The 24,857-nt window shown below is 66.7% G+C and carries 23 protein-coding genes; 19 read left to right on the top strand and 4 right to left on the bottom strand.

The window, feature by feature from the left end; translation table 11 throughout:
- Positions 1 to 44 precede the first annotated feature (44 nt).
- Genes F3H98_RS03970 through F3H98_RS03940 form a run of 7 tightly spaced genes read left to right on the top strand, consistent with a single transcriptional unit; the run spans position 45 to position 8,611 of the window.
- Complete coding sequence (locus F3H98_RS03970) at positions 45 to 467, top strand: DUF1636 family protein (protein ID WP_244621606.1); 423 nt, start codon at positions 45 to 47, stop codon at positions 465 to 467.
- Entirely contained in the window at positions 464 to 1,501 is a 1,038-nt protein-coding gene (gene cobW, locus F3H98_RS03965) for a cobalamin biosynthesis protein CobW (RefSeq protein ID WP_149758565.1), read from the top strand. Before F3H98_RS03970 ends, cobW begins: the two co-directional genes overlap by 4 nt.
- 16 nt (positions 1,502 to 1,517) lie before the next feature.
- A complete protein-coding gene (locus F3H98_RS03960) occupies positions 1,518 to 5,075 on the top strand; it encodes a cobaltochelatase subunit CobN (RefSeq protein WP_149758563.1) in 3,558 nt (1,185 codons plus the stop codon).
- Complete coding sequence (gene cobG / locus F3H98_RS03955) at positions 5,072 to 6,466, top strand: precorrin-3B synthase (RefSeq protein ID WP_149758561.1); 1,395 nt, start codon at positions 5,072 to 5,074, stop codon at positions 6,464 to 6,466. Before F3H98_RS03960 ends, cobG begins: the two co-directional genes overlap by 4 nt.
- Entirely contained in the window at positions 6,463 to 7,095 is a 633-nt protein-coding gene (locus tag F3H98_RS03950) for a precorrin-8X methylmutase (protein WP_149758559.1), read from the top strand. The genes cobG and F3H98_RS03950 overlap by 4 nt, the downstream gene beginning before the upstream one ends.
- On the top strand, positions 7,092 to 7,829 hold the full coding sequence (locus F3H98_RS03945) for a precorrin-2 C(20)-methyltransferase (RefSeq protein WP_149758557.1): 738 nt from the start codon (positions 7,092 to 7,094) through the stop codon (positions 7,827 to 7,829). The genes F3H98_RS03950 and F3H98_RS03945 overlap by 4 nt, the downstream gene beginning before the upstream one ends.
- Positions 7,826 to 8,611 (top strand): precorrin-3B C(17)-methyltransferase, encoded by a 786-nt coding sequence (locus F3H98_RS03940; protein WP_149758555.1) that lies wholly within the window; start codon positions 7,826 to 7,828, stop codon positions 8,609 to 8,611. The genes F3H98_RS03945 and F3H98_RS03940 overlap by 4 nt, the downstream gene beginning before the upstream one ends.
- On the opposite strand, the gene F3H98_RS03935 is transcribed toward F3H98_RS03940, so the two are convergent.
- Positions 8,572 to 9,339, bottom strand: coding sequence for a cobalt-precorrin-6A reductase (locus tag F3H98_RS03935; RefSeq protein ID WP_149758552.1), 768 nt, complete (start codon positions 9,337 to 9,339; stop codon positions 8,572 to 8,574). The genes F3H98_RS03940 and F3H98_RS03935 overlap by 40 nt on opposite strands.
- A gap of 365 nt (positions 9,340 to 9,704) precedes the next feature.
- Here F3H98_RS03935 and cbiE point away from each other — a divergent pair, with 365 nt between their 5' ends.
- The 3 genes from cbiE to cobM are packed head-to-tail and all read left to right on the top strand — an operon-like array spanning position 9,705 to position 12,072.
- Entirely contained in the window at positions 9,705 to 10,934 is a 1,230-nt protein-coding gene (cbiE, locus tag F3H98_RS03925) for a precorrin-6y C5,15-methyltransferase (decarboxylating) subunit CbiE (protein WP_149758550.1), read from the top strand.
- Complete coding sequence (locus tag F3H98_RS03920) at positions 10,910 to 11,314, top strand: cobalamin biosynthesis protein (RefSeq protein WP_244621605.1); 405 nt, start codon at positions 10,910 to 10,912, stop codon at positions 11,312 to 11,314. The genes cbiE and F3H98_RS03920 overlap by 25 nt, the downstream gene beginning before the upstream one ends.
- Positions 11,311 to 12,072, top strand: coding sequence for a precorrin-4 C(11)-methyltransferase (gene cobM, locus F3H98_RS03915; RefSeq protein WP_149758548.1), 762 nt, complete (start codon positions 11,311 to 11,313; stop codon positions 12,070 to 12,072). The genes F3H98_RS03920 and cobM overlap by 4 nt, the downstream gene beginning before the upstream one ends.
- Before the next feature lie 242 nt (positions 12,073 to 12,314).
- Here the strand turns inward: cobM and F3H98_RS03910 are convergent, their stop codons facing one another.
- The gene (locus F3H98_RS03910; RefSeq protein ID WP_149758546.1) at positions 12,315 to 13,421 is read right to left on the bottom strand and encodes a cobalt-precorrin-5B (C(1))-methyltransferase; all 1,107 of its coding nucleotides are present in this window, start codon (positions 13,419 to 13,421) and stop codon (positions 12,315 to 12,317) included.
- Positions 13,422 to 13,474: 53 nt separating this feature from the next.
- On the opposite strand from F3H98_RS03910, the gene cobA reads away from it, so the two are divergent.
- The 6 genes from cobA (at position 13,475) to F3H98_RS03875 (ending at position 19,095) form a co-directional block, all read left to right on the top strand.
- On the top strand, positions 13,475 to 14,275 hold the full coding sequence (gene cobA / locus F3H98_RS03905; protein ID WP_149758544.1) for a uroporphyrinogen-III C-methyltransferase: 801 nt from the start codon (positions 13,475 to 13,477) through the stop codon (positions 14,273 to 14,275).
- Positions 14,272 to 15,585, top strand: a complete 1,314-nt coding sequence (locus tag F3H98_RS03900; protein ID WP_149758542.1) for a cobyrinic acid a,c-diamide synthase CobB — start codon at positions 14,272 to 14,274, stop codon at positions 15,583 to 15,585. The genes cobA and F3H98_RS03900 overlap by 4 nt, the downstream gene beginning before the upstream one ends.
- Positions 15,586 to 15,588: 3 nt before the next feature.
- On the top strand, positions 15,589 to 16,350 hold the full coding sequence (gene cobS / locus F3H98_RS03895; RefSeq protein WP_149758540.1) for an adenosylcobinamide-GDP ribazoletransferase: 762 nt from the start codon (positions 15,589 to 15,591) through the stop codon (positions 16,348 to 16,350).
- Positions 16,351 to 16,458: 108 nt separating this feature from the next.
- On the top strand, positions 16,459 to 17,472 hold the full coding sequence (gene cobT, locus F3H98_RS03890; RefSeq protein WP_149758538.1) for a nicotinate-nucleotide--dimethylbenzimidazole phosphoribosyltransferase: 1,014 nt from the start codon (positions 16,459 to 16,461) through the stop codon (positions 17,470 to 17,472).
- A 354-nt stretch (positions 17,473 to 17,826) separates the two neighbouring features.
- Positions 17,827 to 18,777, top strand: a complete 951-nt coding sequence (locus F3H98_RS03880) for a sugar-binding transcriptional regulator (RefSeq protein WP_149758536.1) — start codon at positions 17,827 to 17,829, stop codon at positions 18,775 to 18,777.
- 27 nt (positions 18,778 to 18,804) lie between these two features.
- Positions 18,805 to 19,095: a GIY-YIG nuclease family protein gene (locus F3H98_RS03875; protein ID WP_149758502.1), complete on the top strand. Its 291-nt coding sequence runs from the start codon at positions 18,805 to 18,807 to the stop codon at positions 19,093 to 19,095.
- A 352-nt stretch (positions 19,096 to 19,447) separates the two neighbouring features.
- Here the strand turns inward: F3H98_RS03875 and F3H98_RS03870 are convergent, their stop codons facing one another.
- Complete coding sequence (locus F3H98_RS03870; protein ID WP_149758534.1) at positions 19,448 to 19,633, bottom strand: hypothetical protein; 186 nt, start codon at positions 19,631 to 19,633, stop codon at positions 19,448 to 19,450.
- 116 nt (positions 19,634 to 19,749) lie between these two features.
- On the opposite strand from F3H98_RS03870, the gene F3H98_RS03865 reads away from it, so the two are divergent.
- A complete protein-coding gene (locus tag F3H98_RS03865; protein WP_149758532.1) occupies positions 19,750 to 20,664 on the top strand; it encodes a LysR substrate-binding domain-containing protein in 915 nt (304 codons plus the stop codon).
- A gap of 28 nt (positions 20,665 to 20,692) precedes the next feature.
- On the opposite strand, the gene F3H98_RS03860 is transcribed toward F3H98_RS03865, so the two are convergent.
- The gene (locus F3H98_RS03860; protein ID WP_149758530.1) at positions 20,693 to 22,084 is read right to left on the bottom strand and encodes an adenylate/guanylate cyclase domain-containing protein; all 1,392 of its coding nucleotides are present in this window, start codon (positions 22,082 to 22,084) and stop codon (positions 20,693 to 20,695) included.
- A 304-nt stretch (positions 22,085 to 22,388) separates the two neighbouring features.
- Here F3H98_RS03860 and F3H98_RS03855 point away from each other — a divergent pair, with 304 nt between their 5' ends.
- Positions 22,389 to 23,699 carry an ABC transporter substrate-binding protein gene (locus F3H98_RS03855; protein ID WP_149758528.1) on the top strand — a complete coding sequence of 437 codons (1,311 nt, stop codon included), beginning with the start codon at positions 22,389 to 22,391 and terminating at the stop codon, positions 23,697 to 23,699.
- 280 nt (positions 23,700 to 23,979) lie between these two features.
- Entirely contained in the window at positions 23,980 to 24,852 is an 873-nt protein-coding gene (locus F3H98_RS03850) for a carbohydrate ABC transporter permease (protein WP_149758526.1), read from the top strand.
- Positions 24,853 to 24,857: the final 5 nt, after the last annotated feature.

Genomic DNA, 24,857 nt, shown 5'->3' with positions numbered 1-24,857 from the left:
GCGTGCACCCCGCTAGTCTGGCCACTGGCCGCGGAGTGCAATGCGTGGACGTCAGCACCAACCCTGAACACGAGGACCCGGCCTCGTTGGCAAACGCCTCGGCGGTGACGGTCGTCGTCTGCGAAAGCTGCCGCGACGAGACCGGCTCCGATGCCTATCCACGCGCCGGCGAAAACCTTGCCGCCGATACGCTGCGCGCGGCCGCGGGCTCGGGCGTCAAGGTCGCCACGGTTTCCTGCCTCGGCAACTGCAAGCGGCGGCTGAGCGCGGCCATCGTCAAGCCGGGCGCGTGGAGCTATGTGTTCGGCGACCTCGCCATCGACAGTGGCGCCGACCTTGTCGCCGGCGCCAATCTATTTGCCGGCTCGGCAGACGGGCTAATCCCGTGGCGCGGCCGTCCCGACAGTCTGAAACGCGGGCTGATCGCCCGTATCCCTCCCCTTGACCTGACGAAAGAAACGAAATGACCGCACTGCCCGAACGCGTTCCCTGCACCGTCGTCACTGGCTTTCTGGGAGCCGGAAAGACCACGCTGATTCGCAACGTCATCGAAAATGCCGGTGGCAAGCGCCTAGCCATCATCGTCAACGAGTTCGGCGATGTCGGCATCGACGGTGACATCCTCAAAGGCTGCGGCGTCGACGCTTGCCCGGAGGAAAACATCGTCGAACTGGCCAATGGTTGCATCTGCTGCACCGTCGCCGACGATTTCGTGCCGGCGCTCGACCAGATCCTCGCCCGCGAACCGAGGGTCGACCACATCCTCATCGAGACCTCCGGCCTGGCGCTGCCGAAACCGCTGGTCCAGGCCTTCCAGTGGCCTTCGGTGAAGAGCCGCGTCACCGTCGACGGGGTGATTGCCGTGGTCGATGGTCCCGCTTTGGCCGACGGTCGCGTCGCCGCAGACATGGACGGGCTTCAGGCGCAGCGCTCGGCCGACGATTCGCTCGACCACGACGATCCGGTCGAGGAAGTCTTCGAGGACCAGGTCGCCTGCGCCGACCTCATCATCTTGTCGAAGAGCGACCTCATGGATGCGGCCGGCCGGGAACGCGCCAACGCCATCGTCTCGGAACATTTGTCGCGCGCGGTAAAGATCGTGCCGACCAGCCAGGGCAAGGTGGACGCGTCGGTGCTGCTCGGCCTCGGTCTCGCCGTCGAGGACGACATCGAGAACCGCAAGACCCATCACGACGGCGCCTTCGACCACGAGCACGACGATTTCGACAGCTTTGTCATCGAGCTGCCGTCGATCGCCCAGCCTGCCGATCTCGCCCGCAAGGTGGCCGAAGCCGCCGAGGCGGAGAACGTGCTGCGGGTGAAGGGTTTCGTCGACGTTGAGGGCAAGCCGATGCGGCTTCTCGTCCAGGCGGTGGGTCCGCGCGTCAATCATCATTTCGACCGCGCCTGGGCGCCGGGCGAAGACCGCCGCAGCCGCCTCGTCGTCATCGGCCTGAAGGGCTTGAACCGCCCGGCGATCGAACGCATCCTCGCAAGCTGACAGGGAGCATCCCGGGGTGCACATCCTCGCCACCACATCCGCCTCGCTGGACGATCTGGCCGAACCGGTCGATCTCCGGCAGTCGCCGGCGGATGTCGTGGCGTTGTCCTTCACCGACAGCGATCTGGCCGGCCTCGCCGCGGCGTGGCAGGCCGACCGGCAAAACCTGCCGTCGATGCGACTGGCGCCGCTGCGCGAGCTGCGACATCCTATGTCCGTCGATCTCTGGGTCGACAGCGTCGCGATGCACGCCAGGGTCATTCTGGTCCGCATTCTCGGCGGCTACGAATGGTGGCGCTATGGCTGCGACCGGCTCGCGGCGCTGGCGCGTGAACGCGGCATCAAGCTCGCGCTGCTGCCCGGCGAATGCCGTGATGTCGACGAACGTCTGATCGAGGCCTCGACGCTGCCGCGCGGCGAGCTTGACGGCCTGCTCGCCTATTTCCGCGAGGGCGGCCCGGCCAATATGCGCGGCCTTGTCGGCAGGCTGGCGACGCTTGCCGGGCATGAGATGCCGGCGCCCGAACCGGCTGTGGTGCCCAAGGCCGGCTTCTACCTGCCGGGCAAAGGCATCGTCGATCTGACAGCGGTTAGGCAGGCAAATGCGCCCGGCGCCCCGATCGTGCCGATCCTGTTCTACCGCTCCATGCTGCTTGCCGCCGATGTCGCTCCGATCGACGCGCTTTGTGCCGCACTCGCCGGCAAGGGCATCGCCGTCGCGCCCATCTTTGTCGCCAGCCTCAAGGACAAGGAATCGCTTTGTCTTGTCGAGGCGGCCCTTGCCGATTTGTCGCCGGCGCTGATCGTCACCACCACGGCTTTTGCCAGCGGCGCCGAGCCGGGCGAGGAGACCCTGTTCGACCGCGCCGGCGTGCCGGTCCTGCAGGCCATCGTCGCCACCACGCGGCGCGAGGCATGGGCCAGCAACCAGCGCGGCCTGGCGCCGGCCGACCTTGCCATGCATGTCGTGCTGCCGGAACTCGACGGCCGCATCCACGCCGGCGCCATCGCCTTCAAGGCGGAGGGCGAGGGCGATGACCAGCTTGGCTTCCGAGGCTTCCTCAACCGGCCCGAGCCCGACCGCATCGAACAGCTGGCTCTGCGTGTGGAAAAACTCGTCCGGCTGCAGCAGACGCCGCGCGCCGAACGCAAGCTTCTTGTCCTGATCCCGGATTATCCCGCCGCAGCCGGCCGCACCGGCTACGCCGTCGGGCTGGACGTACCCGCAAGCGTGCTCGCGATGCTGCATGATCTCGCCGCCGAGGGTTACGCGGTCGGCGATATCCCGAAGAGCCCGCGCGCATTGCTGGAAAGGCTGGAGCGAAGCGACGAGGGGCTCAGCCTGGACGATTATCGCTCATTCGCAAAATCGTTGCCGGCAAAGGCGATGCAAGCGGTCGAGGCGGCGTGGGGGTCACCTTGTGGCGATGGTGTTGAGGGAAAGCACGCTACGTTGCCCCCCTCTGTCCTGCCGGACATCTCCCCCTCAAGGGGGGAGATTGGCAGCTCCTGCGTCGGCTCTTCCCTTTCATTGCCGATTGGCGAAGTCTGCGATGAAGGCGTGATCTCCCCCCTTGAGGGGGAGATGTCCGGCAGGACAGAGGGGGGCAACGTAGAGCGCAAACGTCGCACGTCGGCTGCCCCGCAAAATTTCCCCTTCCGCGCCGCCCGCTTCGGCAGCGTTACGGTGGCGCTGGCGCCAGACCGGGGGCGTTCCGCCGACCGCCGCGCCGACTATCACGACCCGACGATCCCGCCGCGCCATGCGCTGGTGGCCTTTGGCCTATGGCTGCAAAAATCGCTGGGTTGCCACGCCATCGTGCATGTCGGCGCCCACGGCACGCTGGAATGGCTGCCGGGCAAGACCGTGGCGCTCTCCGGCGACTGTTTCCCCGAAATCGTCACCGGCTCGCTGCCGGTGGTCTATCCCTTCATTGTCAGCAATCCGGGCGAGGCTGCGCAAGCCAAGCGGCGCATCGCCGCCGTCACGCTCGGCCATCTGCCGCCGCCGCTCGCCGAGGCCGGGCTCGATGAGAACCAGCAGATGCTCGAGCGTCTGGTCGACGAGTATGTACAGGCCGATGGGCTCGACCGCCGCCGCCGCGACCGGCTGGCGAAGCTGATCGTCGCGAAGGCCGAAGAAACCGGGCTCGCGGCGCAGGCCGGCGTGGCGCGCGACGAAGCGCCGGACGCCGCCTTGCAGCGCATCGACGCCTGGCTCTGCGATCTCAAGGATTTCGCGGTCAAGGACGGCCTGCACATCTACGGCCGCGCGCTTGATAACGAACCCGATCCGCTGCGCCGCAAAAGTGCAGCCCGCGAGCGCGAGGCGCTGATTGCAGCACTCGACGGCCGCCACATAACAGCCGGCCCGTCGGGCGCCCCGGCGCGCGGCCGCAGCGACGTGCTGCCGACCGGCCGCAACCTGTTCACCGCCGACCCGCGCACCATGCCGACGCCGACCGCCTTCGAGCTTGGCCGCGCTGCCGCCGACGAGGTGTTGCGCCGCTACCTGCAGGATCATGGCGACTGGCCGCGCTCGCTGGTCATGGACCTCTGGGGCAGCGCTTCTCTGCGCACCGGCGGCGAGGAGATCGCGCAAGGCCTGGTGCTGATGGGGTGCCGCCCGCAATGGGATGCCGCGACCGGCCGTGTCACGGCAATCGAAGTGCTGCCGGCGGCGGCGATGGGACGTCCTCGTGTCGACGTCACCTGGCGCATTTCCGGCCTGTTCCGCGACATGTTCCCGGCGCAGATCGCGTTGATCCACGCCGCGGCGAAGGCTGTCGGAGAGCGCAACGAGGAGGCCTCGGAGAACCCGCTTGCCGCGGATGCGCGGGTGCTCGGCCATGTGCCGCCGCGCGTCTTCGGCTCGTCGCCGGGCACTTACGGCTCCGGTGTTGAAGACAGGCTCGCCTCCGGCGACTGGCAATCGCGCGCTGAACTCGGCCGGGCCTATCTCGACGCGGGCTCGCATGCCTATGGCGGCGCCGAAGGCGAGGGCGAGGCGGCCCCCGGCGCCTTTGCAGGACGCATCGCACAGGCCGAATTGCTGATCCACACCGGCGACGATCCGGGCCGCGATATTCTCGAAGGTTCGGCCGACGTCGCCTTCATCGGCGGCTTCACCGCCGCTGTCGCAGCCCTGGGCAGCAGCGCCGACGTGATCGCACTCGACACCACAGACCCTGCAAGGCCGCGCGCGCGTTCCGTCACCGAGGCTGTCGGCCGCGTGGTGCGCGCCCGCGCCACCAACGCGCGCTTCATCGAAGGCCAGTTGCGGCATGGGCCGCGTGGTGCTGCCGAATTCGCCGAAACGGTCGACCGGCTGATCGGCTTTGCCGAGACCACCGAGGCCATTCCCGCGGCCCTGATCGAGGCGGTGCACGACGCCTATCTCGGCGACGCGCGCGTGCGCGATTTCATCCTGCGCGAAAATCCGGCCGCCGCCCGCGCCATCGCCGAGCGTTTCATGTCGGCCCGCCGGCGCGGCCTCTGGCATTCGCGCCGCAACTCCATCGACGACGATCTCGCCGCGCTGATAGAAGAGGCGCGGGGCAGGGAGGCGGCATGAGCCTGCCGCTCCCGCGCGGCGCCTGCCCGGCGCTTTCCGCTCCGATGCAGACCGGCGACGGGCTGCTGGTTCGCCTCAGCCCCGCCTCCGGCTTTTTCACGCCGGCCGCACTGATGGGTTTGGCCGAGGCCGCGTTCCGCCACGGCAACAGCATTCTCGAAGTCACCGGACGCGGCAGCCTGCAGATCAGGGGGCTGGAAGCTGCAACGGTCGCGTCGCTCGCCGCCGACATCGATGCCCTGGGCATCGTCGTGCGCGAGGGCGTGCCTGTGGAAACCGGACCGCTCGCCGGGCTCGATCCATACGAGACCGCCGATCCGCGCCCGCTGGTCGATGCCATAGGCCGGGCGATCGCTGCGACCGATCTGGCGAAACGTCTGGGCCCGAAAGTTTCCGTTGTCGTCGATGGCGGCGGCCGCCTCAATATGGCGGGCATCCAGGCCGACGTGCGGCTGGCGGCGGTGCGGAGCGGTCAGCACGTCGCCTGGCAGTTTTCCGTCGGCGGCAATGCAGCCACCGCCGCTCCGATCGCCTTGCTCGACGAAGCGCACGCCTGCGATGCGGCGATTACAGCACTCAACGCAATCGCCGAGATGGGGGTTCGTGCCCGTGGCCGCCACCTGGCTCCGGCCATTTTGCGCGCTGAGCTCGCCCGCGCGGTGTCCGACGCCGCCTGGCCGGATCTGGCGGGGGAACAGGGGGCCTCTGGTGAGGACAACATCGTCGTCCTGCATCCGCGCGGCGGCGCGCAGAGCGCCTTGCCGGTCGGCGTCTTCGCGCTTGCCGATGGCCGCGCCGCCCTGGGCGTCGGCCTGCCCTTCGGCCAGATCGAGGCGTCGCGCCTTACCGGTTTCTGCCGCGAGGCCGAAACCGCCGGCGTTGAGGAGTTCCGCCTTGCGCCCGGCCGGGCGCTGCTGGCGATAGCCCCGAACACTGGCGTTTGCACCGACCTCAGCGATATCGCGCCGCGCCATGGGTTCATCGGCGATCCCGGCGACACCAGGCTCTGCATCGCCGCTTGCCCGGGCAGCCCGGCCTGCGGGTCGGGGCAGATCGCGGCGCGCATCGTCGCCGAACAGCTTGCTGCACTTGGCACCGGGCTTTTCGACAATTCGCTCAGCCTCCACGTCTCCGGCTGCGGCAAGGGCTGCGCGCATCCGGCTGCCGCCGACCTGACTTTTGTTGGCCTGCCCGACGGCATCGGGCTGGTGATCGGCGGCAAGGCGCAGGACGTGGCCGAAGTGCGACTCCCGAATGCCGAAATCAGGCATGGTTTTCAGCGCCTTGCCGGCCTATACCGCGAAACGCGACGGCCGGGGGAAAGCGCCAGGACATGCTTTTCCCGGCTCGGCGCGCAACGTGTCGCGGCAGCTTTCCAGGGAAATTCATGAGCGGTTACAACTACATACGCGATGGCATGGCGATCTACGAAAAGTCTTTCGCCATCATCCGCGCCGAGGCCGACCTGTCGCGCTTTTCTGAAGACGAGGCCGATGTCGCGATCCGCATGATCCATGCCTGCGGTCAGGTCGAGGCGGCGCAACACTTTGTTTTTTCACCAGATTTCGTTTCATCTGCCAGGGCCGCATTGCAGGCGGGCGCGCCGATCTTCTGCGACGCCGAAATGGTGGCGCAGGGCGTCACCCGCGCCAGATTGCCGGCCGGCAACGCGGTGATCTGCACGCTGCGCGATCCGCAAACGGCTGAAATCGCTGGCAAAATCGGCAACACGCGCTCCGCCGCCGCACTCGAATTGTGGGGCGAGAGGCTGGCTGGCTCGGTCGTCGCCATCGGCAACGCGCCGACCGCGCTGTTCTACCTCCTGGACATGCTCAAGGCGGGCGCGCCGAAACCCGCCGCGATCGTCGGCATGCCGGTCGGCTTCGTGGGTGCTGCCGAATCGAAGGACGCGCTCGCCGAAAGCGGCCTCGGCGTTCCCTTCGCCATCGTGCGCGGACGCATGGGCGGCAGCGCCATGACGGCCGCCGCCCTCAACGCCCTGGCGAGGCCAGGCCTTTGAAATCGCTTGCGAAAGGACGGCTGATCGGCGTCGGCACCGGTCCCGGCGACCCCGAGCTGTTGACGCTGAAGGCGGTGCGGGCGCTGGGCGAAGCCGATGTCGTGGCGCATTTCGCCAAGCGCGGCAACAAGAGCAACGCACGCGCGATCGTCGAGACACATGTTCGGCCGACGTGGATAGAATTACCGCTGCTCTATCCCGTCACAACGGAAATCGACAGGGAAAACAACGACTACCGCGAACAGATCACTTCCTTCTACGAGGAATCTGTCCAAACCATCGCGAACCACCTCGAAAATGGCCGAACCGTTGCGGTTCTGTCGGAAGGAGACCCGCTTTTCTACGGTTCCTACATGCACCTGCATGTCCGGCTGTCGCAGCGTTACGACACCGAGGTCATTCCGGGCATAACGGCCATGTCGGGCTGCTGGTCGCAGACGGGCATTCCGATCGTGCAGGGTGACGACGTGCTGTCGGTGCTGCCCGGCACGATGAGCGAATTCGAGCTGGCCCGCCGGCTGGCCGACACCGACGCCGCGGTCATCATGAAGGTCGGCCGCAACCTGCCGAAGATACGCAGCGCGTTGGATGCGGCCGGCAAGCTTGCAGACGCGATCTATGTTGAGCGCGCCACCATGACCAACACTACCTCGATGCGTCTCGCCGACAAGGGCGACGATGACGCCCCCTATTTCGCCATCGTGCTGGTTCCCGGCTGGAGGCAAAAGCCTTGAGTGCTGGCCGACAGAAGACCGGACGCATCGCCGTCATAGGGCTCGGGCCGGGCAGCCCGGAGCAGGTCACACCGGAAGCGACGCGGGTCGTTTCGGAAGGCGAGGAGTTCTTCGGCTACACGCCCTATCTCGACCGGCTGGATCTGAGGCCCGACCAGTTGCGCATCGCGTCCGACAATCGCGAGGAGCTCGACCGAGCATCGGCCGCCTTGAAGCGCGCCGCCGAAGGAAAAAAAGTCTGCGTGGTGTCCGGCGGCGACCCCGGCGTCTTCGCGATGGCGGCGGCGGTCTGCGAGGCGATCGAGGCCGGTCCGGCCGAATGGCGCGACCTCGACCTCGTCGTCGTGCCGGGCGTCACTGCCATGCTGGCGGTCGCCGCGCGCATCGGCGCGCCGCTCGGCCACGATTTCTGTGCGATTTCGCTCTCCGACAATCTGAAGCCGTGGGAGGTCATCGAGGCAAGGCTTGAGGCGGTCGCCCGCGCCGGCTTCGTGATCGCGCTCTACAATCCGATCAGCCGCGCCCGCCCGTGGCAGCTCGGCAAGGCGTTCGAACTGCTGCGCGGCGTACTGCCCGCCGCCACCCCGGTGATCTTCGGTCGCGCCGCCGGCCGGCCCGACGAGCGCATGGCGGTGATGGACCTCGCCGATGCCGATGCGTCACGGGCCGACATGGCGACCTGCGTCATCATCGGTTCGCCCGAGACGCGCGTCATCGAGCGCGGCGAGCGCGCTCCGCTGGTCTATACGCCGCGTTTCCTGACGGCAGAGTCAAGGAGATGATCGGCCATCTCCACCGCTTCCCCGACCGTTTCGACCGCCGGCATGTCGGGTACGTCGGGCCGCTGGAACAGGATGACATTGATGCCGAGTTCGCGCGCCGCGGCGATCTTGCCGTAGGTGGCGCTGCCGCCGCTGTTCTTGGCGACGATCACCTGGATGCGCCGGTCGGCAAGCAGCCGGCGTTCTTCGACTTCGGCGAACGGCCCGCGCGCCAGGATGTATTCCGCGTCGGGCACATCGAGCGGCGGGTCGATGGGGTCGACGCTGCGGATGACGTAGGCGTGCTGCGGCGCCTCGGCGAAGGCGCCGATCTCCTGCCGGCCAAGCGCCAGGAAGACACGGCGCGGTTCGCTGCCAAGTGCGGTGACGGCCTCTTGCGGGTCGGCGACGAAGCGCCAGCGGTCACCGGCGACAGGCTGCCATGGCGCGCGGCGCAAGGCGAACGCCGGCAAGCCGGCAAGCCGCGCGGCCGTGTCGGCGTTTCGCGATATCTGAGCGGCATAGGGATGCGTTGCGTCGATCAGCAGGTCGATTTTCTTGTCTTCAAGATACTGTTCCAGGCCGGGTGCGCCGCCGAAGCCGCCGCTGCGCACCGGCACCGGCTGTTCCGCCGGCTCGACGGTGCGACCGGCCAGCGACAGGGTAATGTCGAGATCGCCCCGCGCCGCCAGCCTGCCGGCAAGAAGCCGGGCTTCGGTGGTGCCGCCGAGGATCAGGATTTTGGTCATTGCTTCCTGCATGGGTTGGACGGGTTTGGGCCTCACCCTTATCCTCTGACGGCAACAAGGGGGAGAGGGGGGCATTGGCGTCCCCGAATCGATTTTGGGCAACGCACCCCCACCCCTAATATTACAGTTGCCGATTTTAAGTCCTTGGTTGGTAGCGCCCTACGTTGCCCCCCTCTGTCCTGCCGGACATCTCCCCCACAAGGGGGGAGATTGGCCAGCCGCTTTGCTTTCACCAATCTCAAGCGAAGCAGAATTGACGAATTCGATGAAGCGCATGATCTCCCCCCTTGTGGGGGAGATGTCCGGCAGGACAGAGGGGGGCAACGTAGGGCGCAACCTTCACCCCGTGGATCTGGGGCCACGTGATGTCGACAAGTCCACCACCGCAAAAATGGCTCTCCGTCGTCGGCATCGGCGAGGATGGCATTGCCGGCCTGGGCGACGCGGCGAAGCGGAAGATAGCCGCTGCCGAATTCGTTTTCGGCGGCAAGCGGCATCTGTCGCTTGCCGGGGAATTGATCGCGGGCGAAGCCCGCGCCTGGCCGAGCCCGTTCGAAAAAGGCATCGAGGCCGTGATCGCCTTGCGCGGCCGCCCTGTTTGCGTGCTTGCCTCCGGCGATCCGTTCCTGCACGGCGTCGGCGCAACCCTTGCCCGCCATGTCGAGGCGGGGGAGATGGACGTGCTGCCGGCGCCGTCGGCCTTCAGCCTTGCCGCCGCGCGCCTCGGCTGGCCGCTGCAATCGACGGCGACGGTTTCGCTGCATGGTAAGGCGATCGACCTGATCCGCCCGCAGCTTCATGCGGGACAGCGCATCCTGGCTTTGACTTCGGATGCGGACGGCCCCGCAGCGCTGGCAAAGCTGCTCTCGGGTAACGGATTCCGTAAGTCAAAGCTTACAATTCTGGAGGCATTGGGCGGTGCCGACGAAAAGATCACTGCGCAGACGGCGTTTGCCTTTTCGCTTGCCGGCATCAACCCGCTCAACCTCGTCGCCATCGAAGTGGTCGCCGATGCCGATGCGCGCATCCTGCCGCTGACGCCCGGCCTTGCCGACGATCTGTTCGAGCATGACGGCCAGATCACCAAGCGCGAGATCCGCGCCACGACATTGTCGGCGTTGTCGCCGCGCCGGGGCGAATTGCTGTGGGATATCGGCGCCGGCTCCGGCTCGGTAGCGATCGAATGGATGCTGGCCGACGTTTCGCTGCGTGCGGTAGCCATTGAGGCGAACTCCGAGCGCGCCGCCCGCATCGGCCGCAATGCGGGGGCATTCGGGGTACCCGGTCTGGAAATCGTCGAGGGCAGGGCGCCGGAAGCGCTGGCCGGCCTCGACAGCCCCGACGCCATTTTCATCGGCGGCGGCGGCAGCGACGATGGCGTGCTTGCAGCGGCGGTCGATGCGCTGAAGCCCGGCGGGCGGCTGGTTGCCAATGCGGTGACGCTGGAAATGGAGGCGCTGCTTCTGGCTGCGTACCGCGAACGCGGCGGCGATCTCATCCGCATCGCGGTGTCGCGCGCAGCCAGCGTCGGTTCGATGAATGGCTGGCGGCCGGCGATGCCGGTCACGCAATGGTCGTGGGTGAAGCCATGGTGATCGCCGGGATCGGCTGCCGCAAGGGTGTGGGCGCTGAAGATGTGCTGGCCGCGATCGCGCAAGCGCTCGACCATTTTTCGGTACCGCGCCCGCATCTGGACGGGCTGGCGACGGGAGAGATCAAGCTGGATGAAGGCGGCATTGCCGAAGCGAGTGCAACGCTCGGCGTGCCGTTGCGAATCATTTCCATCGCGGAGCTGAAATTGGCGGACAGCCGTGCGGTCAGCTCATCGGAAAAATCACTCGAATTGACCGGCGTCGGCTCGGTGTCGGAGGCGGCAGCCCTTGCCGCGGCAGGGCCGCGTGCGGTGCTGCTTGGCCCGCGCCTTGCGGTCGGGCCGGTTACCTGCGCCATAGCAATTAGCGGAGATGGCAAGTGACGGTGCATTTCATCGGCGCCGGCCCCGGAGCGGCTGACCTCATCACCGTGCGCGGCGCAAGGCTGCTCGCCAGCTGTCCGGTGTGCCTCTATGCCGGCTCGATCGTGCCGAAGGAATTGCTTGCCCATTGCCCGGCGGACGCACGGCTGGTCGACACCGCGCCTCTGTCGCTCGACGAGATCGAGCTGGAATATGCGGCTGCGCACCGCGCCGGCCACGATGTGGCGCGGCTGCATTCGGGCGATCTGTCGGTGTGGAGCGCGGTGGCCGAGCAGATAAGGCGGCTGGAAAAGCTCGGCATTCCCTACACGATGACGCCGGGCGTGCCATCCTTCGCCGCTGCTGCCGCCGCACTCGGCCGCGAATTGACCATTCCCGAAGTGGCGCAAAGCCTGGTGTTGACGCGGGTATCGGGCCGCGCCTCGAAAATGCCGGAACGCGAACGGCTCTCCGCTTTCGGCGCCACCGGCGCGACGCTCGCCATCCACCTCGCCATTCACGCGCTGGACCAGGTGGTGGAGGAATTGACGCCGTTTTACGGCGCCGATTGCCCGGTGGCGGTGGTGGTGCGCGCCTCCTGGCCGGACGAGAAGATCATCCGCGGCACGCTCGCCGACATTGCCGGAAAACTCGCCGCCGACCCAGCCGAGCGCACCGCGCTGATCCTTGTCGGCAGCTCGCTGGGGGCGCAGGATTTCCGCGAAAGCTCGCTCTACGACGCCTATTACCAGAGGCGGTTCCGGGGGCGGGAGGGATGAGGCTGCGGACAGGCATCGTACCCGTAACGGACAGGACGATTTCGTATGAAGAGGGTGCCCCCCTCTCCGTCTCGCCCTTCGGGCTCGCCACCTCTCCCCCATTTCATGGGGGCGAGGAACCCAGGCTGGAGAAGCGCTGGCGTCGCGGCGGTGGTTCCTCGCCCCTGCGAAGCGGGGGAGAGGTGACGAGCGAAGCTCGGCGGAGAGGGGGTTTTCAATGGCAGGGGGAGAGGCTGAAAAGCTCAGTCGCGCGGTATGGCAAGGCTGCTCGCCCTGAACGGCTGACGCCCCATAAGCCGGCCCTCGCGGTCGAAGACCAGGATTTCGAGCGCGATGCCGGGGTCGCCAAGCACGGCGGCCGCTGCCGGCCAGGCCCGGGCGGCGATGGTGTCGCCGAGCGGCAGGCCCTCGGCGGCAGCGTGTTGGAACGCCTCCGAAACGGTGTTCGCCGTCCTGATCCTCTCCACCAGCGCAGCACTGCCGCCGGTCCCGGCGGCAATCGCCGCCAGCGCCTCCATGTCGGCCAGTCCGCGCTTGGAATGCACGTCGAGCATGCCTTGCGCGAGCTTGGTCATCTTGGCGACGCCGCCGGCGACGGTGACCTTGGCGACCGGGTGCTTGCGGATGTATTTCAGCATGCCGCCGATGAAATCGCCCATGTCGATCAGCGCGATCTCGGACAGGTTGTGGAATTTCTGCACTGCCGCTTCGGAAGTGGCGCCGGTGGCGCCGGCGACATGGTCGAGCCCAGCGGCGCGGGCGACGTCTATTCCCTGGTTGATCCCGTGAATCCAGGCCGAGCAGGAGTAGGGGATGACGATGCCCGTCGTGCCGAGGATCGACAGCCCGCCGACGATGCCGAGCCGGCCGTTCAGCGTCTTCAGGGCCAGCTTCTCGCCATTGGCGACGGAAATCTCGACCTCGAAGTCGGCGGCTTGGCCGGCCACTTCACTGACCGCTTGGGCGATCATCCGGCGCGGCGCCGGGTTGATCGCCGGTTCGCCGACCGGCAAGGGCAGTCCGGGCCGGGTCACCGTGCCGACGCCGGCGCCCGCCTTGAAGGTGATGCCCGAACCGGGCGCACCCGGCCGCACCGTCGCCATCACCAGCGCGCCATGCGTCACGTCGGGATCGTCGCCGGCATCCTTGACGATGCCCGCCATCGCCTCGCCGCCGCCGAGCCGCTGCGTGGCCAGTGCGAAGGCCGGCCGGGTACCGCCGGGCAAGGTGATTTCGACCGGGTCCGGGAAGTCGCCGCAAAGCAGTGCTGCGCACGCCGCCTTGGCCGCCGCGGCGGCGCAGGCTCCCGTGGTCCAGCCACGGCGCAATTGGCGGTCTTCGGAATTCATGGCGTCTTCTATATTCAGAGCGGTGCCCTGCGTCACCGTGAAAAGGTCATTGCATGAGCGTTGAGACCACGCTGTCCCTTTTGCAGAGCCGCATGGCGCGGCTTGAGCCCGGCCATGTCTGGCTGGCGGGCGCCGGTCCGGGCGACCCCGGCTGCCTGACGCTCGATGTCGTCTCGGCGCTGACCCAGGCCGACGTGGTGGTGTACGACGCGCTGGTCGACCCCGCCGTGGTGGCGATAGCCGAGGGCGCCGAGCTGTTCTTCGTGGGGAAACGCGGCGGCAAGCTTTCGATCACCCAGGCCGAGATCACCGCGCGGCTGATCGAACTTGCCAAGGCCGGGCGCAAGGTGCTGCGGCTGAAGGGCGGCGACCCCTATGTGTTCGGCCGCGGCGGCGAGGAGGCGATTGCGCTGGCGCGCGAAGGCATCCCCTTCCGCTATCTGCCGGGCATCACCTCGGGGCTGGCCGCCCTTGGCAACATCGGTATTGCGCCCACCATGCGCGGCCTCAACAAGGCGGTGATCCTGGCCACCGGCCAGACCGCCGACCTCGGCGACGAACTGGACTGGCGCGCGCTTGCGGCGACCGGCCAGCCGATCGTCATCTATATGGGCCTGAAAATCCTGGCCCACATCACCGGCGAGTTGATGGCGGGCGGCCTGCCGGCCGACACGCCGGCGGCGATCGTCATGGCGGCGACGACGCCGCGCCAGCGCGTGCACGCCGCAACGCTTGGCGCGATTGCCGGCGACGCCGAACGGCTGGGCTTCGAATCGCCTGTGCTGACGGCGGTCGGCAGAATAGTCTCGATGCGGGCGGAGCTTCTCGCGCTCGCCGACCGGGCGCTGAAATGACGGCACGCGGCCTGATCATCGGGGCGCCGCGTTCCGGCTCCGGCAAGACCAGCGTCACCATCGGCATGCTGCGGGCGCTGGCGCGCCGCGGGCTGAAGATGCGCGGCGCCAAATCGGGGCCGGATTACATCGATCCCGGCTTTCATGCCGCCGCCACCGGCCTGCCGGGCGTCAACCTGGACAGCTGGGCGATGCCGCCGGCGCTGCTCAACGCGCTCGCCGCGCAAAGTGCCGCAGACGCGGATTGCGTGGTGGTGGAAAGCGCCATGGGCCTGTTCGACGGAATACCCGGCGAAAAGGGTCGCTCGGGCTCGGCCGCCGACCTCGCCCGGCTCTACGGCCTGCCGGTGGTCCTGGTGCTCGACGTTTCCGGCCAGTCGCAGACCGCCGCCGCGCTCGCCAAGGGCTTTGCCAGCTACGATCCCACAGTCAGGATCGCCGGCGTCATCCTCAACCGGCTGGGCAGCGAACGCCACAGGCGGCTGGCCGGCGACGCCATCGAGGCGCTCGGCATTCCCGTCGTCGGCGCCATCCTGCGCGACCCCAGCCTCACCCTGCCGGAGCGCCATCTCGGCCTGGTGCAGGCGACCGAACACGCCGACCTGACGGCGCATCTCGACCGCCTCGCCGACATGGCCGAGCGTTCGCTCGACCTCGACCGCATCCTGGCGTTGGCCGCACCCTTTGCACCCGCAGCGAGCGATGCGTCGGCCGCCCTGCCGCCGCCCGGCCAGCGCATCGCACTCGCCAGCGACGCCGCCTTCACCTTCCTCTATCCGCATGTCGCCGCGCACTGGCGCGCCGCCGGCGCCGAGATCGTGCCGTTCTCGCCGCTGGCCGACGAGGCCCCGGGGGACGATTGCGATGTCTGCTGGCTGCCCGGCGGCTATCCCGAACTGCATGCGGCGCGGCTGGCCGAGGCGCGGAATTTCCGGGATGGCATGCACCGGTTTGCGCAAACGCAGCCGGTCCATGGCGAGTGCGGCGGCTTCATGGCGCTGGGCGAGGTGCTGGAGGACGCTGCCGGCCAGAAGCACCGCATGCTCGGCCTGCTCGGCCATTCCACCAGTTTCGCCGAGCGAAAGATGAACCTCGGCTACCGCCGCGCCCGCCTGCTTTCGGATTGCGCGCTCGGGTGCGCGGGGACAGAGATTCGCGGCCACGAATTTCACTATGCCCGCCTGACCGACGCCGGCACGGACGAAAAACTTGCCGATCTCGCCGATGGCGAGGGCAGGGCGTTGGGCAGCTTCGGCGGCCGGCGCGGCCATGTCACCGGCACCTTCTTCCACGCGATTGCGAGGGGCTGAGGCATGTTTCCGTCGCGCCCTCAGGACATTTTTGCCGACATCGCGCTTTGCCTGGCGTTCTACACGCGGCTGCCGGTCCCCGTCGCCGGCGAACGGGATTTCGCGGCGGCGCAATGGGCAGCACCCGTGGCGGGCCTGGCGGTCGGACTGATCGGCGGTTTGGTGCTCCTCGCCGCCGATTTCCTCGGCCTGCCCGAAACCGTCGCGGCGGCCCTGGCTGTCGCTTCCACCGTCTTCGTCACCGGCGCGCTGCACGAGGACGGCCTGTCGGACATGGCCGATGGTTTCGGGGGCGGCAAGACACGCGAGCGCAAGCTGGAGATCATGCGCGACAGCCGCATCGGCAGCTTCGGCGCGACGGCTCTGGTGTTTTCCATTCTGCTGCGCTGGAGCGCGATCGCCGCGTTCGCCTCGCCATGGCTGGCGTTTTGCGCCGTCGTTGCCTCCCATGCCGCCGGCCGCGCCATGATGCCGGTGTTTTTAAACGCGGTCGCCCCGGCCCGCAGCGACGGGCTGTCGGCAGGCGCGGGTTCGGTTCCCGATTCAACCGCGCTGCTTGCCTGCGCGATCGCGGCTGCGGTGGTTCTGCTGACGCTCGGCCTCAACGTCGCGCTGGTTTCAGCCATCGCGCTCGTCCTTGTGTTCTTCCTGATGCGCCGGCTCTGCGAGCGCCAGATCGGCGGCCAGACCGGCGACGTGCTCGGCGCGGTCGAACAGGCGTCCGAAATCACCGTCCTTCTGGTCGCTTGCGCGATCCTCACCTGATCTAGGCTAAGTCTTTGGTTGCGCCCTACGTTGCCCCCCTCTGTCCTGCCGGGCATCTCCCCCTCAAGGGGGGAGATTGGCCGGCCGCTTGATTTCATGGAGTTCGAAATGACCCGCTTTGCCACGATGGATGCCTTGCGCGTCGCTTGCATGACGCTTTCCGAAGGTGACGGCGCGGCGGTGACCGCGGCGCAGCGCCGACAGGATAGCCTGACCAAGCCGCAAGGCAGCCTCGGCCGGCTGGAAGAAATCGTCGCCTGGCTCGCCCGCTGGCAGGGGCGCGCCAACCCGAAGCTCGACCGTGTCGCCGTCATCGTGTTCGCCGGCTCCCACGGCGTCACCGCGCAAGGCGTCTCGGCCTTCCCGGCCGAGGTCACCGTCCAGATGGTCGCCAACTTTCAGGCGGGCGGCGCCGCCATCAACCAGCTTGCTCGCGCCGCCGGCGCCAGCCTCGACGTGATCGCGCTGGAGGTCGAGCGTCCGACCGCCGATTTCACGCAAGCGCCTGCCATGAGCGAGGCCGAGTTCCTCGCCGCCGTCTCGACCGGCTACAACGCGGTGAAAAAGGGCACTGACCTCATCTGTTTCGGCGAGATGGGCATCGGCAACACCACGACGGCGAGCGCCATTGCGGCTGCCCTGTTCGGCGAGGCGGGCGAACATTGGGTCGGCCGTGGTACCGGCGTCGACGATGCGGGCCTTTCCCGCAAGGCCGCTGCCGTGGATGCCGGGCTTGACCGGCACCATGCCGACCTCGCCGATCCGCTGAAGATCGCCGCCGCGCTCGGCGGCCGCGAACTCGCCGCCATTTTCGGCGCCACGCTTGCCGCCCGCCATCACGGCATCCCGGTGCTGCTCGATGGGTTTGTGGTCGCCGCCGCCGTCGCCCCGCTGGCGCGGCTCAACCCGTCCGGCCTGGCGCATGTGCTGGCCGCCCATGTCTCGGCCGAGACGCCGCACCGCCGGCTGCTCGACATGCTTGGCCTGGCGCCATTGCTCGATCTCGGCATGCGGCTCGGCGAAGGCTCCGGCGCCTGTCTCGCGGTCAACCTGGTCCGCTCCGCGCTCGAATGCCATGCCGGCATGGCGAGTTTTGCCGAGGCCGGTGTTTCCGAGAAGTAGCTTCGGGCGAAAGCCCGAAGCTAAGACAATTGCCCGGCGCTTGGATTCTTGGCAAGATGGGCGGCGTCCGAATTTCCGGGCGCTGGAGCAACGGCGTTGCCGGGGAGCGATCGTGCAAGACTGCAATCGGCCAGGAGGCGCCCTACGTTGCCCCCCTCTGTCCTGCCGGACATCTCCCCCACAAGGGGGGAGATTGGCCGGCCACTTTCCCGTCGCCAACCTTCAACGTTGCCGAAAGAGCGGCAACGCCAAAGCTGCCAATCTCCCCCCTAGTGGGGGAGATGTCCGGCAGGACAGAGGGGGGCAACGTAGAGCGCAAGACTTAAAATCCGTACGATATCTCGGGGTGGGCGGATGAGTATGCGCGGGGATAGCGGCAGGCATGACGACGCGGCGCGCGCCGGCTGGCTGTATTATGTCGCCGGCAACACGCAGGACCAGATCGCCGCCAAGCTCGGCGTGTCGCGGCAGAGCGCGCAGCGGCTGGTTTCGCTGGCCGTCTCCGAGGGGCTGGTGAAGGTTCGGCTCGACCATCCGATAGCCAACTGCCTCGACCTTGCCGCGAAACTCCAGGCGCGTTTTGCGCTGGATCTCTGCGAGGTTGTGCCGAGCGACCCGGCTTCGGCCTCGACGACGCTTGGCATTGCCGAAGCGGCCGCCGCCGAAATCGAAAGGCGGCTGAAGTCGCCCGATCCCATCGTTCTCGCCATCGGCACGGGCCGCACGCTGAAGGCGGCGATCGAACAGCTGACCCCGATGGAATGCCCGCAGCACAAGCTGGTGTCGCTGACCGGAAACATCGCGCCGGACGGCTCGGCCGCCTATTACAACGTCATCTTCACCATGGCCGACACGATCAAGGCGCGCAGCTTTCCGATGCCGCTGCCGGTCATCGCCTCCTCGCAGGAGGAGCGCGAGATGCTTCTCGCGCAGCCGATGATCCAGCCGGCGCTGGCGCTCGCAGCCAAGGCCGACGTGACCTTTGTTGGCATCGGCGACCTCGGTCCGAAGGCGCCGCTCTACGAGGACGGGTTCATCACCGAAACGGAACTGAAGGCCTTGCAGAAGGCCGGCGCGGTCGGCGAAATCGTCGGCTGGGCTTTCGGCCGCGACGGCCGCCTGATCGACGGCATCACCAACGACCGGGTTTCATCCGCGCCGCTGCCGTCGCGGGAGCGCTCGCTGGTGGTGGCGATCGCCATGGGCGAGCGCAAGCTGCCGGGCATCCTCGCCGCCGTCTCGCGGCGGCTGGTCAACGGGCTGATCACCGACGAACTGACGGCGACGGCGCTGCTTTCGGGGTGAGGTTTTTGGAGCGGGGGAAGGGTTGCCATGTCCCGGCGTGGATATGTTTATCTCCTGGCGTCGCAGAAGAACGGCACACTCTATGTCGGGGTGACTTCCGACCTCGCCGGCCGGCTACACCAGCATCGAACGGGCACGGGTTCGAAATTTGCAGCGCGATATGGCGTGATGCGCCTCGTATGGTTCGACGAATATGAGCTGATCACCGATGCGATCGCCCGTGAAAAGGCGATCAAGAAGTGGCCGCGGCAATGGAAGATCAAACTCATCGAAGAGCACAATCCGGATTGGCGCGACATTACCTGGCATCTGGTTTGAAGTGTGGCGTCGCGGCTTGCATCGTGAGTGGCCTTCAGCGGTAACGGCATGGATTCCCGACACTCTCCGCTCGTTCCTCGCTCACGAGGTCGGGAATGACGGACTTCATGTCGGGCGACGACAACTTTCAGCGTAGAGCGCGGCATCCCAAGATTTTGGCGACGAGGCTAAAACACATCCGTCATTCCCGACCTCGTGAGCGAGGAACGAGCGGAGAGTGTCGGGAATCCATGCCGTGATGGTCATCGTACCGAGGACGGTTCAGAATGGGCGTCTTCCCACCTAGCGCTCGATATGCTGCGCCGCCCCTCACCCCTCTTCTCGTAAGAACGGGGAGAGGGGGCGTCGCTCCTCACCGCCCCTTGCAGGACGGATCGTTGCCGTCGAGAAAACCCATGTCGCGCTGCAGGTGCTCGGGCAGCGCGGCGACATCGAGATACGGGCGCGATGGCCGGCTTTCGCCCCAGAACGACCGCAGGGTGTTCATCGGATTCCAGGCCCAATGACTGGCGCCCGTTCTTTCCTGTGCCATAGCCATGATTGTCTACCTTCTCTATATATTGCCAGTTTATCGGCAGACCTTGAATCTGGGGCTGCCGGCGCAGGTTTTCCAATCGAATGTCGATCACCACGCATAAGCTGGATTGATGTATAATGGGCTCGCAACTTCCCCCTCTCGCGGCAATCCGTGTCTTCGAGGCAGCCGCGCGGCATGCCAGCTTCACCAAGGCCGCCGATGAGCTGGGCATGACGCAGGCGGCGGTGAGCTACCAGATCAAGGTGCTGGAAGAGCGCATCGGCACGCCGCTTTTCCTGCGCAAGCCGCGCCAGGTGGTGCTCACCGAAACCGGCCAGCGGCTGGCTCCGGCCATCACCGATGCGTTCGCCATCATCACCGAGGCCTATGCGATGGCGCGCGGCGGGGCGGACGGGCTGTTATGCATCAGCACGGTGCAGACTTTCGCGTCCAATTGGCTGGCCCGCCATCTCGGTTCGTTTCAAATGGCGCATCCATCGCTGGCGGTGAAGCTCGACACGTCCAGCCATTTCGTCGATTTCGCCCGCGAGGACGTCGATGTCGGCATTCGCTCGGGCGGCGGCAAATGGCCAGGACTGGCGACGCATTTCCTGTTCCGCGCCGATTTCTCGCCGATGCTGAGTCCCAGGCTTGCCGAGAGCATCGGCGGCGTGAACACCCCGGCCGACTTTCTGCGCCTGCCGATCCTCGATCCGAACGATGTCTGGTGGAAACAATGGTTTGGCCTGGCCGGCCTGTCGGCGGACGAACTGGCGCGGCGGCCGGGCAGCAGCATGGGCTCGCAGGCCGCGCTCGGCAGCGCGGCCATGGCCGGTCATGGCGTGGCGATCCTGACGCCTGCGTTTTTTACAGCCGAACTTGCCGACGGGCGGCTCATCCAGCCGTTCGACCTCTTCGGAGACGATGGCCATGCCTTCTGGCTGGTCTATCCCGAAACGCGCCGCAACGTGCCCAAGATCCGCGCCTTCCGTGAATGGCTGCTCGCTGAGGTGGCCGTTTCGCTGGGCAGGGGCGAGGCCGTCGGCATGTAGGAGGCTCCGAGATCCAACCGGCCCGGGATCATGCTTTGGGCACGGTGAACACATGCACCGGTTCGTCGCGGCCGCGCAGCGAGACCGGGCCGTGGTCGACGATGCCGGAGAGGAAGTCGGCGCTGCCTTCGCGCCGCACCGCTTCGATGAGGTTGGCGCCCAGGCAGATGTCGGCGTCGAGGTCGCGGCACAGCGCCTGCAGCCGGCTGGCGACATTGCAGGCGTCGCCCACCACGGCGATGGACAGGCTGCGTTCGCTGCCGACGGCGCCGACGATGACCGGGCCATACTGGGCCCCGACGCCGACATTGACCGGGTCTTCGCCGGCCGCCACCCGCCGGGCGTTCCACTGCTTCACCGAGGCGGCCATGGCCTGCGCGCAGCGCAATGCCCGTCCGGCGTCGTCTTCGGCCGCCTGCGGCACGCCGAATGTCGCCATGATGCAGTCGCCGATGTAGTTGTCGACGGTGCCGCCATGGTCGAACACCACCTGTTCCATGCGCCGGTGGAATTCCCGCAGAAGTTCAAAGACGTCCTCGGCCGGGTGGTCTTCCGAATATTTGGTGAAGCCGACGATATCGGCGAACACGATGGCGATGTCCTGGCGCCGCACCGGCCCGAACGGCTCGTCGGCGGACGCCAGTTCGTCCACCATGTTGGGCGAAAAATGCCGCGCCAGGTTGATGCGCGCGCGCTCGGCGACGATGTAGTCGTCGGCCAGCCGGCGCGAGCGGGAAACCACCATGGCCAGGATGCCGGTGACGATCAGGATCAGCACCACATTGGCCGACTGGGCGATGATGTCGACGAAATTCGGGTTCTGTTCCATCTGCATCCGGTCGGCCAGCGACAGATTGGCGGCAAGCTTGCTTGCGACGATTATGCCCGGCTGCATGACAACCCAACTGACGGCCGCGCTCCACGATATCGCGGTGACCAGCCCGAGCCATAAAACCAGTCGCGGCGACAATGTCAGCGCGCCGAGACTGACGAAGATCAGAAGATAGGCAAACGCCCCTTCGCGCAGATGCAGCGCCGGAGGAAGGACAGCGGTGGAGAACGGATTGGTCCCGACGATCAGGAAGGTCAAAAGCACGATGTCGAGCGTGCCGATGGCCGTGCCAAGCCAGGTCGGGGCGAGCCGACGCTGCACCAGCCGGTAATAGAAGAGACCGAGGAGGAAAAAGACAGCCAGCATGCCGATTGTAAAGGCGAGTGCGGCATCCCACTTGGCGAAAGCCAGGAAAAACAGGGCGATTGCCGCCATGGCGGACGAGCGCGCCCAGAATTGCAGCCGCGCGCCGTCGCGCTCCGCCCGCGCCAGCATGGCGCCGAGCCGTTTTCTGCGCCTGAGCTCGAGGCCGCTCGGAATGAGCGACCGCGCCGCTTCTGTGCCCTGGTCCGAAAATGTCACCGCCATGCTGAGCCTTTCCGTATCGGCGATTCGAGTTGTTGCAGATGGTGTTTTCACTCTGTCGATCTCAAGACCGAAATAAAAGTTTTTGGCCTCCGGTTGCTTTATGGGCACAGGATTCCCCGGGCCTGTCCGTTTGCCGGGAAAGAATGTCCCCACACAATAATTTGAACCGGCATCCAGCGCCAATCTGCGCGGGGGCGGGCTGCCTTGTGCAGCGCAGCAACGATTTTGGCTTGACGTAACGCTCTGGTGGTGAGTAATTGCTCATACCAAAGACAAATGCCCACTTTGGTTAGGGAGGATTTTGATGAAACTGCGCACGCTCATCCTGGGCCTCTGTTCAGCCAGCGCCTTTGCGTTCGCTGCACATGCCGAAACCATCACCATCGCCACCGTCAACAATGGCGACATGGTCCGCATGCAGAAGCTGACGGACGACTTCACCGCCAAGAACCCGGATATCCAGCTCGAGTGGGTCACGCTCGAGGAGAACGTGCTTCGCGAGCGCGTCACGACCGACATCGCCACCAAGGGCGGCCAGTACGACGTCATGACCATTGGCACCTACGAGGTGCCGATCTGGGCCAAGCAGAGCTGGCTGCTGCCGCTCGACAATCTCGGCGCCGACTATGACGCGGCCGACATCATCCCGGCGATCGCCGGCGGCCTTTCGGTCGACAACAAGCTTTACGCAGCGCCGTTCTACGGCGAGAGCTCATTCGTCATGTACCGCAAGGACCTGATGGAGAAGGCGGGGCTGACCATGCCCGACGCGCCGACCTGGGAGTTCATCGGCGATGCGGCCCGCAAGATGACCGACCGCGCCGCCGGCATCAACGGCGTGTGCCTGCGCGGCAAGGCCGGCTGGGGCGAGAACATGGCGTTCCTGACGGCGATGTCGAATTCCTTCGGCGCCCGCTGGTTCGACGAGAACTGGAAGCCGCAATTCGACCAGCCGGAATGGAAGACGACGCTCGACACCTATGTGAAGCTGATGAATGACGCAGGCCCGCAGGGTGCCTCGTCCAATGGCTTCAACGAAAACCTCGCTCTGTTCCAGCAGGGCAAGTGCGGCATGTGGATCGACGCCACGGTCGCCGCCTCCTTCGTCTCCGACCCGAAGAACTCGACGGTCGCCGACAAGGTGGGTTATGCGCTGGCGCCCGACACCGGCCTCGGCAAGCGCGGCAACTGGCTGTGGGCATGGTCGCTCGCGGTTCCGGCCGGCACGCAGAAGGCCGAAGCAGCTCAGAAATTCGTCTCCTGGGCAACCTCGAAGGGCTATCTCGACCTGGTCGCCTCGAAGGAAGGCTGGGCCAACGTTCCGCCGGGAACGCGCACCTCGCTCTACAACAATGCCGAGTACCAGAAGGCCGCGCCCTTCGCCAAGATGACGCTGGATTCGATCAACGCCGCCGATCCGACCAAGCCGACCGTCAAGCCGGTGCCGTATGTCGGCGTGCAGTTCGTCGCCATTCCCGAGTTCCAGGGCCTCGGCACCACCGTCGGGCAACTTTTCTCGGCGGCGCTCGCCGGCCAGATGTCGGTCGACGATGCGCTGAAGCAGGCCCAGGATGCGGCCACCGCGACGATGACCGAGGGCGGCTACATCCAGTAAGGCATCCTCCCGGTGCCTGGCCGTCCGGTTCCCAGTACCGGGCGGCCCCTTTCGGGAATGATGGGCGGGGCAATTCAATTCACCCCATCCGGCCCTCCGGGCCACCCTCCCCATCGAGGGGAGGGAGAGTGCGAACCCTGCATACACCTCGCCAAACGGCGGGATCGGAAGACCACCAGGGCCGTGACATGCGGGACGTTCTCCCTCCCCTCGATGGGGAGGGTGGCCCGGAGGGCCGGGTGGGGTGCATTGCAACGAGGCAATGTTGGAGGAGGAAACCATGGCGACCAAACAGACAGGTAATCTCGCCCGCTTCATGCTGGCGCCCTCGGTGCTCCTGCTCTTCGTCTGGATGATCGTGCCGCTCGCCTTCACGCTGTGGTTCTCGTTCCAGCAGTACAACCCGCTGAATCCGATCCGCGACGGCTTCATCGGCTTTTCCAACTACATGCTGTTCTTCAACAATCCGGCCTTCGCGGCCGCCATCATCAACACGCTGCTGATCGTGGTCTGCGTGCTCCTGATCACCATCATCGGCGGCATCCTGCTTGCGCTTCTGCTCGACCAGCCGATGTGGGGACAGGGCATCGTGCGCATCCTGGTCATTTCGCCCTTCTTCGTCATGCCGCCCGTGGCAGCCCTGGTGTGGAAGAACATGATCATGCATCCGGGCTACGGCGTCTTTGCCGATATCGCCCGCTTCTTCGGCGCCCAGCCGGTGGACTGGTTCGCCCAGTACCCGCTGTTTTCGGTGATCCTGATCGTCGCCTGGCAGTGGCTGCCGTTCGCGACGCTGATCCTTCTGACGTCGCTGCAGTCGCTGGATGGGGAGCAGAAGGAAGCCGCCGAGATGGATGGCGCCGGCTTCGTCAGCCGCTTCATATACCTGACGCTGCCGCACCTGTCGCGCGCCATCACCGTGGTCGTGCTCATCCAGACCATCTTCCTTCTGTCGGTCTATGCGGAAATCCTGGTCACTACCAATGGCGGGCCCGGCTACGCCTCCACCAACCTGCCCTTCCTCGTCTACCAGAAGGCGCTGCTTGAGTTCAAAATCGGCCAGGCATCCGCCGGCGGCATCATCGCCGTCATCCTCGCCAACATCGTTGCCTTCTTCGCCATGCGCGCCGTCGGCAAGAATCTCGACAAGTAGGAGGA

This window comes from Neomesorhizobium albiziae, assembly GCF_900114255.1.
Taxonomy (GTDB): Bacteria; Pseudomonadota; Alphaproteobacteria; order Rhizobiales; family Rhizobiaceae; genus Neomesorhizobium; species Neomesorhizobium albiziae.
Note: the sequence above shows the minus strand (reverse complement) of the source record. Positions and strands in the feature narration are given on the sequence as shown.

Bases quoted from the DNA above. Each gene is read 5' to 3' on its own strand.
- F3H98_RS03860 (WP_149758530.1), bottom strand. From the start codon at position 22,084: ATGGCGGTGACATTTTCGGACCAGGGCACAGAAGCGGCGCGGTCGCTC.
- F3H98_RS03850 (WP_149758526.1), top strand. From the start codon at position 23,980: ATGGCGACCAAACAGACAGGTAATCTCGCCCGCTTCATGCTGGCGCCC.
- F3H98_RS03875 (WP_149758502.1), top strand. From the start codon at position 18,805: ATGTCCCGGCGTGGATATGTTTATCTCCTGGCGTCGCAGAAGAACGGC.
- cobT (WP_149758538.1), top strand. From the start codon at position 16,459: ATGACCCGCTTTGCCACGATGGATGCCTTGCGCGTCGCTTGCATGACG.
- F3H98_RS03910 (WP_149758546.1), bottom strand. From the start codon at position 13,421: ATGAATTCCGAAGACCGCCAATTGCGCCGTGGCTGGACCACGGGAGCC.
- cobA (WP_149758544.1), top strand. From the start codon at position 13,475: ATGAGCGTTGAGACCACGCTGTCCCTTTTGCAGAGCCGCATGGCGCGG.
- F3H98_RS03880 (WP_149758536.1), top strand. From the start codon at position 17,827: ATGAGTATGCGCGGGGATAGCGGCAGGCATGACGACGCGGCGCGCGCC.
- F3H98_RS03935 (WP_149758552.1), bottom strand. From the start codon at position 9,339: ATGACCAAAATCCTGATCCTCGGCGGCACCACCGAAGCCCGGCTTCTT.
- cobW (WP_149758565.1), top strand. From the start codon at position 464: ATGACCGCACTGCCCGAACGCGTTCCCTGCACCGTCGTCACTGGCTTT.
- F3H98_RS03900 (WP_149758542.1), top strand. From the start codon at position 14,272: ATGACGGCACGCGGCCTGATCATCGGGGCGCCGCGTTCCGGCTCCGGC.
- cbiE (WP_149758550.1), top strand. From the start codon at position 9,705: ATGTCGACAAGTCCACCACCGCAAAAATGGCTCTCCGTCGTCGGCATC.
- F3H98_RS03950 (WP_149758559.1), top strand. From the start codon at position 6,463: ATGAGCGGTTACAACTACATACGCGATGGCATGGCGATCTACGAAAAG.
- cobS (WP_149758540.1), top strand. From the start codon at position 15,589: ATGTTTCCGTCGCGCCCTCAGGACATTTTTGCCGACATCGCGCTTTGC.
- F3H98_RS03855 (WP_149758528.1), top strand. From the start codon at position 22,389: ATGAAACTGCGCACGCTCATCCTGGGCCTCTGTTCAGCCAGCGCCTTT.
- cobG (WP_149758561.1), top strand. From the start codon at position 5,072: ATGAGCCTGCCGCTCCCGCGCGGCGCCTGCCCGGCGCTTTCCGCTCCG.
- F3H98_RS03870 (WP_149758534.1), bottom strand. From the start codon at position 19,633: ATGGCTATGGCACAGGAAAGAACGGGCGCCAGTCATTGGGCCTGGAAT.
- F3H98_RS03920 (WP_244621605.1), top strand. From the start codon at position 10,910: ATGGTCGTGGGTGAAGCCATGGTGATCGCCGGGATCGGCTGCCGCAAG.
- F3H98_RS03865 (WP_149758532.1), top strand. From the start codon at position 19,750: ATGGGCTCGCAACTTCCCCCTCTCGCGGCAATCCGTGTCTTCGAGGCA.